Raw genomic sequence first — 12,713 nt, 5'->3', positions numbered from 1 at the left:
AGATTGTAGTTACTCGGATTCGCTTCCGGGACCCGTGTGACGGGTGTGAAACTTGCTACTCGTGTGAATCTTCCCCCGCACAGGAGTAGCCCCACATGCGCCGGAACAAGGCCCGTTTCGTCACCGCCTGCCAGCAGAGCCTGGCGCTCGGCGCGGTGCTGGCCGTGCTCGCCCCCGCGGCCAACGTCGTCTCCCTCGACGTGGTCGGAACCCTCCCCGGATCCTCCGACTCACCGGTGACGACGGGCTCCGACGGTGCCGCGGACCGCTCGTCGGACAGCACCCCGGGCGGCACCGTCGACCGGGCGCCTGCCGCCGACCCGGGCGTCTCGGCGGCCGACCGCGAGCCCGCGCGGGTGGAGACCGAGCCGGTGCAGCCGGTGGTGCACGAGGTGCCCATGGAGGCCGTCCCCGACCAGCCGGACGACCCCGCGAAGCACGAGCTGGTCAGCGACCCCGAGAAGGTCACCGGGTACGGCGCCGTGGGAGTCACCTGGCAGCACGGCGAGGAGCTGAAGGACGACCAGATCACGGTGCTGGTGCGCACGCGCACCGACGGCACCTGGTCGTCGTGGACCGCCGTGCAGTACCACGAGGAGCACGGCCCCGACCCCGACAGCGACGAGGGTCGGCACGCACGTCCCGGCACCGACCCGCTGCTGGTCGGCGAGGTCGACGAGGTGCAGGCGAAGGCGGTGACGACGTACGGCTCGATCCCCGACGACGTCACGCTGTCGGTGATCCAGCCCGGCGCGAGCAAGGACACCGAGGTCGAGGAGCCGGCGATCGACACCAGCCGCCTCGACACCGCCAAGCGTGACCAGACGAGCGAGCAGGCCGCCGACCAGACGCTCGAGTCCAGCGACGGCGAGATCGCGCTCCAGGCCGGCAGCTTCACCCCCAAGCCGCAGATCTTCTCCCGCGCGCAGTGGGGCGCGAACGAGCGCATGCGCGACAAGGGGTCGCTGCACTACTACGAGGTGCACGCCGGCTTCGTGCACCACACGGTGAACGCGAACAACTACACCAAGGCCCAGGTGCCGGGGATCATCCGGTCGATCTACGCGTACCACACGCAGTCCAAGGGTTGGAGCGACATCGGCTACAACTTCCTCGTCGACAAGTTCGGCCGCATCTGGGAGGGCCGGTACGGCGGCGTCGACCGCCCCGTCGTCGGCGCCCACACGCTCGGCTACAACGACTACTCGTTCGCGATGTCCGCGATCGGCAACTACGAGACCGCGCAGCCGACCTCCGCGATGCTCAACGCCTACGGCAAGCTCTTCGCCTGGAAGCTGTCCCTGCACGGGGTCTCCGCGTCGAGCACCCGCCAGAAGGTCGGCCCGAAGTACTTCCAGGCGATCAACGGCCACCGCGACGCCGGCTCCACCGCCTGCCCGGGCCGCTACCTCTACGCCAAGATCCCGCAGATCCGCCGGCTGGCCGCGCAGTACCAGGCCGACTGGACCGGCCGCGAGCGCAGCACCGACGTCCTCGGCACCGCGCACCCGGACATCCTGCTGCGGCGCAGTGACGGGACGGGGTTCGTGCTGCCCACCGGCGGGATGCTCCGCTTCCGCGCTGCTCGGCAGGCCACGTTCACCCGGTGGTCACGCTACGACACCGTGGTGGTCAGCCCCGACCTCACCGGCGACGCGAAGTCGGACCTGCTGGTCCGTGACGGCACCGGGGCCCGCGTGCGCCCCGGGACCGGCACCGGGGACTTCGGCAACGGGATCAAGCCGACCCAGCTCTTCCAGGGCATGGACCAGGTCACGGCCGTCGGCGACCTGAACGGTGACGGCCGCAACGACCTGGTCGCCCGGCAGCCGAGCACCGGTCGACTGTTCCTCTACCGCGGGAACGGCTCCGGCGGCTTCACCCGAGCCGGGCTGAGCACCGCGTGGGCGTCGTACACGATGACCGTCGGGACCGGCGACGTGAACGGCGACGGCAAGGCCGACGTCCTGGCCCGCGACAAGGCCGGCGCCCTGTGGCTCCACCGCGGCACCGGACGGTCGACCCTCGCGGCCCGGGTCAAGGTGCCCGGCTCGTTCGGTCAGTTCGACGCGATCACCGGGTTCGGTGACTACACCGGTGACGGCAAGGTCGACCTCGTCGTGCGGACCGCCTCCAACGGGAGCTCCTACGTCCTTCCGGGGCGGGGCAACGGCAGCTTCGGCCACTCGGTCGGCCCGTTCACCCAGGCCAAGGGCCTCGGCATCGTCGCCGGCGGGGACGTGCTCGGCAACAAGGCGCCGGACGTGGTCGGGGTCCGCGGCAACCTGCTGGTGTCGTACTCCCACTACGGGGCGCAGAACGTGCGTCCGATGGTCTCGGTCGGGTCCGCCTTCCAGAACGCCTCCCTCCTGCTCAACGTGGGCGACTGGGACAGGGACGGCCGCGACGACGTCGTCACCCGGACCTCCTCGGGCACCCTGGAGCTGCGCCGCGGGCTGGCCGGCAGCAAGCTGGCGCCTCCGGTGAGCATCGCCTCCGGCTTCCAGAACGTCACGCTGATCGCCGCCGTCGGCGACACCACCGGCGACGGCTACCCCGACCTGATGGGGCAGCCCAAGGGCGGCTCCATGAGGATCTACCCGGGCTACGGGCTGCACGGGCTCAAGGCGAGCTACGTCGCGCACAGCGCGGTGAGCGCGGGCGGCCAGTTCGGCGTCGGTCGTTACGACGGGGACGGCGCGCCGGACAACCTGTTCCGGTCCGGCAGCAGGCTCCGGATGCTCCGCGGCAACGGCCCGGGCGGCCTGACCGGCGCGAGCGCAGCGGTCTCGCTCGACCTGACCGGCTACGACCGGGTGCTCAGCCCCGGTGACGTCGACCGCGACGGGCGCGCGGACCTGGTCGTGCGCGAGAAGGCGACCGGATACCTGTGGCTGCTCCCCGGCAGGTCCGGCGGCGGCTACGGGACGCGCCGGTTCCTCGCCGAGGGGTTCACCGGCTACGACCTGATGGGCTGAGCCCGCTGCGTCAGGCCTCCGGGCGCCACTCCACGGTCGCGCGCTCGTCGTCGCGGCGCCGCTCCCAGGCGGCTGGGTCGGGGTGCCGCACCCAGACCGTGGAGCCGCCACGCACGAGCGGGCCGACGAACGACGGCAGGCCGGCCGGGGTGACGGGATTGGCGGTGGTGACCAGGCGGTCGCCGCCGGTGAGGTCCGGTCCGCCGGCCGGTCCATCGGGCGGTCCGTCGGGTGGGCCGCCGAGCAGGTCGCGCTGCGACGTGCCGGGCACCGCCGCGTCCTCGGGTCCGGGCGGGTCGTAGGGCAGGAACGAGTCCGGCTGCGACCACACCTCGACCCCGAAGTCGTGGACGCCGTCCGGAAGCGGGTCGCGGAAGCGTACGCCGAGCGGCTGGAGCGCGCAGGCCACCACCGGGAGCGAGCCGGCCAGCTCACCGTACGTCGTGAGCCCGTCGGGACCGCACACCACCGCGTCGGCGCCGCCGTCGGGGACCACCTGCAGACCGACGTTCCAGGCGGCCCCGAGGAACACCGGACCCAGCCAGTGCGTGGGCAGGTCGACCCGTAGCGTGCCGCCGCGCTCGAGGTCGAGCTCGTCGACGAAGAACGAGGAGGTCTTCGCGACCCAGTTGGCGTACGTCGCGACGGACAGCTCGACCCGTTCCCCGGTCGCGTCGTCGTAGAACGTGACCAGCGGGCGGCCGGGGTCGGCCCGGAGCAGGTCCTGGAGAAGTGCCGGGAAGGTCGCTGCCATGCCCCTAACCTATGGGCCATGACGCAGACCTCCCGCCCCGAGGCCGTGATCGTCGCCGGGGGCTTCGGCACCCGGCTGCTGCCACTCACCGAGCGGCGGCCGAAGCACCTGCTGGAGGTGGGCGGCGTCCCGTTCCTCGAGCACCAGATCGCCCGGCTGGCCCAGGCGGGGGTCGACCACGTCGTCCTCGCGACGTCGTACCACGCCGACCTGTTCAAGCCGGTGCTCGGCGATGGCAGCCGCTGGGGCGTGCGCCTCGACTACGTCCGCGAGGAGGAGCCGCTCGGCACCGGGGGGGCGATCCGCAACGTGGCGGACGTGCTCGGCGACGACCCGGAGGGCGCGGTCGTGATCCTCAACGGCGACATCCTCTCCGGCCACGACCTGCCCGGACAGCTGCGGGACTTCGAGACCCCGCGCGACGGGCAGCGGGTGGACGTGTCGCTGCACCTGGTCGGCGTCGAGGACGCCCGCCCGTTCGGGTGCGTGCCGACCGACGCGAGCGGCCGGGTCCTCGACTTCGTGGAGAAGTCCGACAACCCGGTCACCAACCAGATCAACGCCGGCTGCTACGTCTTCCGACGTGACGTGGTCGACCTGATCCCGAGTGGTCGGGTGGTGTCGGTGGAGCGCGAGACGTTCCCCGGCCTGGTCGCGGAGGGCCGGCTGGTCGTGGGGTACGTCGAGTCGGCGTACTGGCGCGACGTCGGGACGCCCGAGGCACTGGTCGCCGCGTCCCGCGAGGTGGTGCTGGGCCTCGCGCCGACCCCGGCCGTCGCAGCCGCACCGCCGGCGCGGGTCGACGAGGAGGCGAGCGTCGGCGACGCCACCGTGGACGGCGGCAGCCTGCTGCTGGCCGGAGTCGCGGTGGCGGACGGGGCCGTGGTCAGCGGGTCGGTGCTGATGGCCGGCGCCCGCGTCGGGGCCGGGGCCCGCGTGGTCGACTCGGTGCTCGGCCCGGGCGCCGTGGCCGGTGCCGGAGCCGTGCTGGAGGGGGTGGCGCTCGGCGACGACGCGGTGGTCGCCGACGGCGTCACGGTGCCCGCGGGGGAGCGGGTACCCTGCGGCGAGCGCCGCTGAGCCCCGGGGTCACCCGCAGGTCACTGGGCCAGGGGCTCCGGGGAGTCGAGGTAGGGGTACTTCTTCATGAAGTCGAACAGGGCCTCGCCCGAGACCGCCGAGCAGTACTGCCACACGCCGACCTGCTTCGAGGTGTCGTCCGCGGAGGCGTCCTTGCCGCCCTTCGACCAGTGGGTCAGTGCGATGTGCTGACCGTCGGGGAACGGCTTGCCGTCGCTCTCGGTCCACGGCACGGCCTTGAACTTCTTGCGGAAGTTGTCGGTGCCCTGGAGCTTGGTGGCGATCGCGCGCAGCTCGGTCATCTGGTCGTTGTCGCCCGCAATCGTGTCGTCGTACCAGAGGATCGTGTAGCCGTGCTCGAGGTTGTGCACGAGCATCTCCACGCGCGGACGGTCGCCGTCGGTGTAGAGCTTGCGCGTCATCTCGTCGGGGTAGACCTCGTGCTTGCCGAAGGCCGGCGGGGCCTCCTTGTAGTCGACGTCGGTGCCGGGCTGGACGTGCTCCTGGGTGCCGGACGCCTTCTTCGTGGTGATGTCCTGGCAGACGCTCGCGGGGGCGCCGATGTTCTGCAGCCCGAGGTCGTTGTACTCGCGGAGGTCCCACCAGTCCTTGATCGGGCGGTACGCCGCGACGCCGACAATGAGCAGCGCCACCAGCACGCACACACCGACGATGACCGCGCCCTGACGCTTGTCGGCGCGCTTCTGCTGGTTCCGGATCTGGTCGACGACGTCGCGCCGGCTGGTCTTCTGCTGCTTGGCCACGATCCTCAGGCTTCTCTCACGGTCTCGGCGGGGGGTTCGGCGGTCCGGCAGGGGTCCCGCTCGGCATACGGGGGCAGAGTCTACGGAGTGGTGCGCCGAAACCGGAGATCGGCAACCGAATCGTTGTCGAGCAGCTCCACGTCGAGCTCCCAGCCGAAGGCGAAGGCGAGGACGTCGGCCGTCCAGACGTCCTCGTCGAACGGCGCGTTGACGCCCATGCGGACCTCGTCGCCGTCGACGTCGACGTCGGTGGTCGGGATGACCTCGCGAAGCGCCGCGGCGAGCTCCTCCGTCGAGGCGGGCGCGCCGAACACGTGCTGCCCCTGCCCCAGCAACGCGCGCAGCACCGCCTCGCGGGCGCCGTACCCGAACAGGTCGGCCCCCTCGGGCCGCAGCAGTGCCGCGGCACCGGGGCCGTGCTCGCCGCGGGGGAGGACCAGGTCGGGTCGTCCGCGGAGCACCGCGAACGGGCGCCGGCCGAGCTTGCCGGTGACGAGCTCGGCGGCCCCGGCCAGCTCGTCGGCCACGGCCGGCTCGGTCACCACCAGCGGGTTGCCGTGCGCGTCGGACCGGCCGGCGTACGACTCGGCGACGACGAGGCCGGCCGCCCCGACCGCGATGTCGGTCTGACCGGTCCGCCAGGCCCGGCCGGCGGTGTCGGTGACCAGCACGGCGACGTTGGGACCGCCGTCGGCGGCCAGCGCCTCGCGGACGGCGCGGGCGGAACCGTCGGGGTCGGCGGGGAGCAGCAGGTGGGTCCCCGGCTCCACGTTGGAGGAGTCGATGCCGGCGGCGGCCAGGGTGAGGCCGTGGCGGGTGCGCACGATCGTGGTCGGGCCGCGCCGGGCGACCACGCGCGCGGTCTCGCCGGCCAGGGCGTCCTCGCGCTCGCCGGTGCGGGCCCGGCCCTCGGCCTTGCTCACGACCTTGCTGGTGACGGCGACGACGTCCCCGTCGGCGAGGTCGCAGTGCTCGCGCACCAGGGCGGCCAGGTCGTCCCCCTGGCGCACCTCGCCGACGCCGTCGGGCGCGACCACCTCGAGCCGCCCGCCGGACCGGCTCGCCGGCCCGGTCACCCGACCAGCTCGAGCGCGGCGACCGCCATCGCCGCGGTGGCGTCGGGGTCGGTCATCATCAGGGGCACGGCGCGGCACGCGATGCCGAGCGCCTCGACCTGCGGCACCAGCGCCGCGTCGGAGGAGTCCACGAGCCAGCCGTCGACCACACCGTCGCCGCTGCGGGCGCCGTAGTGACCGGCCACCCCGGCGGCGCTCACCTCGACGTCGATCGCGGTCAGCATCTGCTCGGCCATGCCCCGGACGTGGTGGCCGCCGACGATCGGGGACAGCCCGACCACCGGCGCCGTCGTCGCGCGCAGGGCGTCGCGGATGCCGGGCACGCCGAGGATGGTGCCGACCGAGACCACGGGGTTCGACGGCGGCAGCAGCACCACGTCGGCCTCCATGATCGCCTCGACCACGCCCGGGGCGGGGGAGGCCTCGTCCATGCCCACGAAGACCAGCCGCTCGGCGGGCACGTCGGCGCGCAGGCGGACCCAGTACTCCTGGAAGTGCACCACCCGCAGGCCCGATGGCGCCGTCGGGTCGGTGACCGCGACGTGCGTCTCGACCCGGTCGTCGGACATCGGCAGCAGACGGACGCCGGGTTGCCAGCGCCGGCAGAGCGCCTCGGTCACCGCGCTCAACGGGTAGCCGGCGTCGAGCATCTGGGTGCGGACCAGGTGGGTGGCGATGTCGCGGTCGCCGAGGCCGAACCAGGTCGGCTCCACGCCGTACGCCGCGAGCTCGTCCCTGGCGCTCCACGTCTCGTCGCGCCGGCCCCAGCCGCGCTCGAGGTCGATGCCGTCGCCGAGGGTGTACATGACGGTGTCGAGGTCGGGGCAGACCTTGAGCCCGTGCACCCAGATGTCGTCGGCGGTGTTGGCGACGACGGTCACATCCGGTCGATCCGCACCCGCGAGCTTGTCCGTGCGGATAGCGTGCAGGAGACCCTGCAGGAACCGTGCGCCGCCCATGCCTCCGGAGAGCACAGTGAGGGATCGCATGGGCCGATCCTGCCCGATCGGTCAGCCCGGATGGACCAGCGGGGGCATATATCAGACTTCGGCTTGACTTCCCCGGACGACAGGCATGTAATTCCCATAGTGTTCTTCACATCGCCACCGCGGGGTGGAAGAGCATCCGGTCCGGGGGACACGGACCGACAGTTCGGGTCGAAAGGGGAGTGCCGTGCGAGAGCTGTTTCTCCTCGACGGGGAAGCCGAGGAAATGGGATGGCAGGAGCGCGCCCTGTGCGCTCAGACCGATCCCGAAGCGTTCTTCCCTGAAAAGGGTGGTTCCACCAGGGAGGCCAAGAAGGTCTGCCTGACGTGTGAGGTGCGCAACGACTGCCTCGAGTACGCGCTCATGAACGACGAGCGCTTCGGGATCTGGGGCGGCCTGTCCGAGCGGGAGCGTCGGAAGCTGAAGAAGCGCGCGGTCTGACCGCGCGCCGACCGAGCAGGACGACCGGCCGGGGCTCCCGGTGCGGAAGGAGTGCAGGACGGGACCGCCCGATGGCGTGACACGGGCCGTCATCGGGGTCCTCGTCTGAACGTCCTCGTCTGAACGTCCTCGTCTGAACCGGGCACCCGCGATGCCGGGACCGAACCAGGCGGCGGCTAGGGTGTCTCGGCGTGACAGTCACCGCCCTCCTGGTCAGCCACGAGGGTGCGCGGTGGTTGCCGGCGGTGCTGGCTGGTCTTCGGGACCAGCAGCTCCCGCCGGACCGCATCCTCGCCGTCGACACCGGCAGCGGCCCCGACACCCTCGGTCTGCTCACCGACGCCCTCGGCCCCGACGCCGTCGCCACCTGCGACGGCCACTTCCCCGACGCCGTGCGCCAAGCGCTCGCGACGATCGACACGGAATGGGTCTGGATCCTCCACGACGACGCGAACCCCGACCCGGGTGCGTTGCGGGAGCTGGTGGCAGCCGCCGCGTCCCACGACGCCGACATCCTCGGCCCCAAGCTCAGGGAGTGGCCCTCGTTGCGCCGACTCCTCGAGCTCGGCGTGACCATCTCCGCCACCGGCCGCCGCGAGACCGGCCTCGAGCGCGGCGAGTACGACCAGGGCCAGCACGACGACATCCGTGAGGTGCTGGCGGTCAACACCGCCGGCATGCTGGTCCGCCGCGAGGTGCTCGAGCGGCTCGACGGCTTCGAGCCCGAGCTCCCGCTGTTCGCCACCGACATCGACTTCGGCTGGCGCGCCGCCCGGGCCGGCCACAAGACGATCGTGGTCCCGCAGGCCGTCGTGTTCCACGCCGAGGCCGGCCACCGCGGCCTGCGCCGCACCCGCCTCATGGGCCGCCGTACCCGCACCCACCGGGCCGAGCGGGAGGCCGCGCTGTTCGTGCTGCTCGCCAACGGGCGACGGCTCCCGTGGATGCTGGTCCGGCTCTTCTTCGGCAGCCTGGTCCGGGTCCTCGGCTTCCTGCTCGCGCGCCAGCCCGGCCACGCCGCCGACGAGCTGGTGGCGCTCGGCCACGTCTACACGCACCCGCTCCGGGTCCGCCGGGCCCGGCGCGCGCGGCGCGACGTCCACGGCGCCGAGCCGGTCGACGTACGACCGCTGCTGGCGCCGTGGTGGGTGCCCTACCGGCACGGGCTCGACTTCGTCGTCGACCTCGGCACCGCGGCCGCGATGGAGGGCCGCGACGCGGCCGAGCGGCGCCGCGCCCAGCGCCTCGCGGCGGCCGCGGCCGCCTCCGCCGGCTCGCACACCGGGCTCGCGGAGCACCACCCGGCCGGGCCGGACGACGCCGAGGAGCTGGCCGCCGACTCCGGCTGGCTGGTCCGGTTCGTCACCAGCCCGCTGGCGGTGGTCTCGGTCGTGCTGGTGCTGCTCGCGCTCTACGCCGCCCGCCAGGCCCTGCACCCGCTGGCCGGTGGGGCGCTCTCGCCGGCCCCCGACAGCACCTCGAACTGGTGGGACCTGGTGCTGCACGGCTGGCACCACCTCGGTCAGGGGACCGATGCCCCGGACCCCGGCTACCTGCTGCCGTTCTCGATCCTGTCGAGCCTCCCCTTCTTCTCGCCGAACGTGGTCGTCGGCGTCCTCTTCCTGCTGGCCGTGCCGGTCGCCGGATGGGGTGCCTGGCGCGTGGGCAAGGTGGTCGCCGAGCTCGGCTCGGGCCGCGAGGCCTCGCCGATGCTGGTCGGCTGGGCCGCCGCGACCTACGCCCTGGTGCCCGCGGTCAGCGGCGCCTGGGGCCAGGGCAGGTTCGGCGTGGTTGCCTCGGCCGCCCTGCTCCCGTGGCTGGCGCACGCCGCGCTGGGCTTCGTCGAGCCGTCGTCCGACCGCCGCTGGCGCGCGGGCTGGCGGTGTGGCCTGCTGCTGTCGTTGATCACGGCGTTCACCCCGGTCGCCTGGCTGTACTTCCTGCTGGCGGTGCTCGGTGTGGTCGCGGTCGGCATTCGCCTGGTCGGCGCGCCGATGCGCGAGCGCTCCGCCTGGGGCCCCCTCGCGGTCGCCCTCGCCGCCCCACCCGTGCTGCTGCTCCCGGGCACCCTCGGGGTGCTCGGCCACGACATCAGCGCGATCTTCCTCGAGGCCGGCCGCCTGGCCTCGACCCCCGGCCCGCTGGGCCTGCTCACCGGACGGTTCGACGACTACGCCGCCCCGGCCTGGATCGGCCTCACCCTGGTGGTGCCGGCGGTCCTCGCCCTGGCCCGGCGCCGCAGCCGGATCGCGGTGGTGATCTGCTGGGTCCTCATCGCGCTGGCGGCGGTGCTCGCGATGCTGCTCAGCCGGATCACGATCAACCTGCCCGCCGGCGACGCCCGGCCCGGCCTCGGCTTCCTGCTGCTGGTCATCCAGGGCGCGCTGGTCACCGCGGTGCTGGTGGCCGCGCACGGCGTCCGCGCCGAGCTGAGGGGGCAGCGGCTGTCCTGGCGGCAGCCGCTCGCGCTGGTGCTGACCGCCACGATCCTGGTCGCTCCGATCGCCGGCTGGGCCTGGTGGCTGGCCGGCCCCGACGACCAGCTGGACCGTCCCGCGGCGGGCGACGTGCCGGCGTACATGGACCAGGTGACGCGGTCCGCGCCGGGTCGCGGCGTCCTCGTCCTGGACGGCGACGTCGAGTCCGGACTCACCTGGTTCGTCCAGCGCGGTGACGGCACCACGCTCGGCGACGACGAGATCCTGGCCCTGACCGAGCCCGACACGGCCCTCGACCGCGACGTGGCTGCGCTGGTCTCGCAGCCCGAGCCCGACGTGGTCGGCCGCATGTCCGGGCACGGCATCGACTACATCGTGATGCCGGCACCGGTCGACCCGCAGGTGGCGGCCACGCTCGACGCCGCCAGCGGCATCACCCAGGCCAGTGCGGCCGACCGCGACACCCGCGCGTGGCAGTTCGACGAGGCGGCCCCGGCCGACGCGATCGACGGCGACGGTCCGTGGTGGCACGGGCCGCTGCTGACCCTGCAGGTGCTCGCGATCCTCGTCATCATCGTCCTGTGCGGCCCGACCAGGAGGGAGCTGCGATGAGCGCCACGCCGACCGGATCCGGTCGCCGGATCGCCGAGTCCGACACCGGCGGCCGACGGTTCGGACCACTGGTCGTGGCCGGCCTCGTCGCCATCCTGGTGACCATGGGCGCGCTGGCGCTCCAGGCGCCGGCCGCCGAGCAGATCCCCCCGCCGCCGGAGGCCCCGGCGCGCACCCCGCTGACCGTGGCCGACCTCGCGTGCCCGTCCGCCGACAGCAGCTCGGTGACCATCGGCAGCGACAGCCAGCAGGACGGCGAGGGCTCCGTGGGCGTGAGCACCGGCGGCTCCGACCCCGAGCCCGTCGAGCTGTCCGCCGGCGAGGCGACGCGAGCCCGTGCCTCCGGCGACCCGGTCGTCGTACGCGGCGAGGGGGCGCTGGCCCCCGGCCTGTTCGCGTCGCGGTACGCCGGCGCCGGCCGGGCCGCGGGCGAGTGCCCCGCTCCGACCGGGTCGACCTGGTTCGTCGGCGTGGGCTCCTCGGGCGTGCACGACTCCAGGCTGCAGCTCACCAACCCCGACGCGGGCCCGGCGGTCGCCGACCTGAGCCTCTGGAGCACCGACGGCCCGATGGAGGAGGTCCGCTCCCGCGGCCTGACCGTCCCCGGCGGTGACACCACCACGATCGACCTGAGCGACCTGGCCCCGCACCCGCGGGAGCTGGCGATGCAGGTGACGGTCTCGCGCGGGCGGGTGGCCGCGTCGGTGCTGGACGGTTACGCGATCCCCGGACAGAAGCCCACCGAGGACTGGCTGACCGCGTCGGCCGAGCCGGCCACGAAGCTCGCCGTGCCCGGCCTCTCGAAGGAAGCCGACGAGCGCACCCTGGTGCTGGCCAACCCGGGCGACACCGGCGGGCGCGTCAAGCTGCGGGTCACCGGCAAGCAGAGCACGTTCGCCCCGGCCGGGCTCGAGCCGATCGAGGTCCCCGCCGGTCAGGTCGTGGTCACCGACCTGACCGACCAGCTGGCCGGCGCCCTCAACGGGGAGGACACTGCGCTCGAGCTGACCTCGACCGTGCCGGTCACCGGGACGCTGCGCGACGTCGTGGACTCCGACCTGGTGCAGCTGCCGGCCGTGGCACCGGCCTCCGGCCGTACCGCGACCACGGCGCCGGAGAAGGGTGAGCGGACGCTGATGCTGACCACCGGGGCCGAGAAGGGCGGTGCCTTCGAGGTGACGTTCGTGGGTGCGACGAAGGGCGGCGACTGGCGGGGTCGGCTCAAGCCCGGCACCACCACGGTCGTCGAGGTGCCCGACGGGACCATCGCGGTCCTGGCGGACGGACCCGCGCCGTACGTCGGAGGCGTGCGCACCCGCTCCGGCGACGGCTCGTCGTTCCTCCCGCTCCGGACGCTCACCTACGACCGGATCCTGCCCAAGGTCGCGCCCGCCCTTCCCGACGAGTAGCGGCAGCAATTCCCCGGACGGCCGGGGAATCCATGCCCTGTCGGGGAATGCTTTCCCTGACCGGGCAGTGATTTCCCTGACCAGTCGCCGCCGAACGGTGCGAAATGGTGCCGCGAACCGTGCGCAATGGGGATGGGTCCGAGCAGGCCCGGCGCCATTTCGGACGGTTGGGCG

Annotated in this window: 9 protein-coding genes; 5 read left to right on the top strand and 4 right to left on the bottom strand. The window is 73.3% G+C overall.

Going from position 1 to position 12,713, the window contains the following annotated elements; genetic code table 11:
• The first annotated feature begins 95 nt into the window (after nt 1-95).
• Complete coding sequence (locus EKO23_RS18270) at nt 96-2,978, top strand: FG-GAP-like repeat-containing protein (protein WP_134719566.1); 2,883 nt, start codon at nt 96-98, stop codon at nt 2,976-2,978.
• A gap of 10 nt (nt 2,979-2,988) precedes the next feature.
• Here the strand turns inward: EKO23_RS18270 and EKO23_RS18265 are convergent, their stop codons facing one another.
• Complete coding sequence (locus tag EKO23_RS18265) at nt 2,989-3,732, bottom strand: TIGR03089 family protein (protein WP_134719565.1); 744 nt, start codon at nt 3,730-3,732, stop codon at nt 2,989-2,991.
• Between the two features lie 18 nt (nt 3,733-3,750).
• On the opposite strand from EKO23_RS18265, the gene EKO23_RS18260 reads away from it, so the two are divergent.
• A complete protein-coding gene (locus EKO23_RS18260) occupies nt 3,751-4,812 on the top strand; it encodes a nucleotidyltransferase family protein (RefSeq protein WP_134719564.1) in 1,062 nt (353 codons plus the stop codon).
• A gap of 20 nt (nt 4,813-4,832) precedes the next feature.
• On the opposite strand, the gene EKO23_RS18255 is transcribed toward EKO23_RS18260, so the two are convergent.
• The 3 genes from EKO23_RS18255 to cofD form a co-directional block, all read right to left on the bottom strand.
• Nucleotides 4,833-5,576 (bottom strand): DUF3105 domain-containing protein, encoded by a 744-nt coding sequence (locus EKO23_RS18255; protein WP_134719563.1) that lies wholly within the window; start codon nt 5,574-5,576, stop codon nt 4,833-4,835.
• An 80-nt stretch (nt 5,577-5,656) separates the two neighbouring features.
• Nucleotides 5,657-6,652 carry a coenzyme F420-0:L-glutamate ligase gene (gene cofE / locus EKO23_RS18250; protein ID WP_134719562.1) on the bottom strand — a complete coding sequence of 332 codons (996 nt, stop codon included), beginning with the start codon at nt 6,650-6,652 and terminating at the stop codon, nt 5,657-5,659.
• Nucleotides 6,649-7,641, bottom strand: coding sequence for a 2-phospho-L-lactate transferase (gene cofD / locus EKO23_RS18245; protein WP_134719561.1), 993 nt, complete (start codon nt 7,639-7,641; stop codon nt 6,649-6,651). The genes cofE and cofD overlap by 4 nt, the downstream gene beginning before the upstream one ends.
• A 223-nt stretch (nt 7,642-7,864) precedes the next feature.
• On the opposite strand from cofD, the gene EKO23_RS18240 reads away from it, so the two are divergent.
• The 3 genes from EKO23_RS18240 (at nt 7,865) to EKO23_RS18230 (ending at nt 12,539) form a co-directional block, all read left to right on the top strand.
• On the top strand, nt 7,865-8,080 hold the full coding sequence (locus EKO23_RS18240) for a WhiB family transcriptional regulator (RefSeq protein WP_246051175.1): 216 nt from the start codon (nt 7,865-7,867) through the stop codon (nt 8,078-8,080).
• Nucleotides 8,081-8,271: 191 nt separating this feature from the next.
• On the top strand, nt 8,272-11,130 hold the full coding sequence (locus EKO23_RS18235; RefSeq protein ID WP_134719559.1) for a glycosyltransferase family 2 protein: 2,859 nt from the start codon (nt 8,272-8,274) through the stop codon (nt 11,128-11,130).
• Nucleotides 11,127-12,539, top strand: coding sequence for a DUF5719 family protein (locus EKO23_RS18230; RefSeq protein WP_134719558.1), 1,413 nt, complete (start codon nt 11,127-11,129; stop codon nt 12,537-12,539). Before EKO23_RS18235 ends, EKO23_RS18230 begins: the two co-directional genes overlap by 4 nt.
• Nucleotides 12,540-12,713 lie beyond the last annotated feature (174 nt).

This window comes from Nocardioides guangzhouensis, from assembly GCF_004519545.1.
Classification (GTDB): Bacteria; Actinomycetota; Actinomycetes; order Propionibacteriales; family Nocardioidaceae; genus Nocardioides; species Nocardioides guangzhouensis.
The sequence above is the reverse complement of the archived record's forward strand: the minus strand, read 5'-3'. Positions and strand labels throughout refer to the sequence as shown.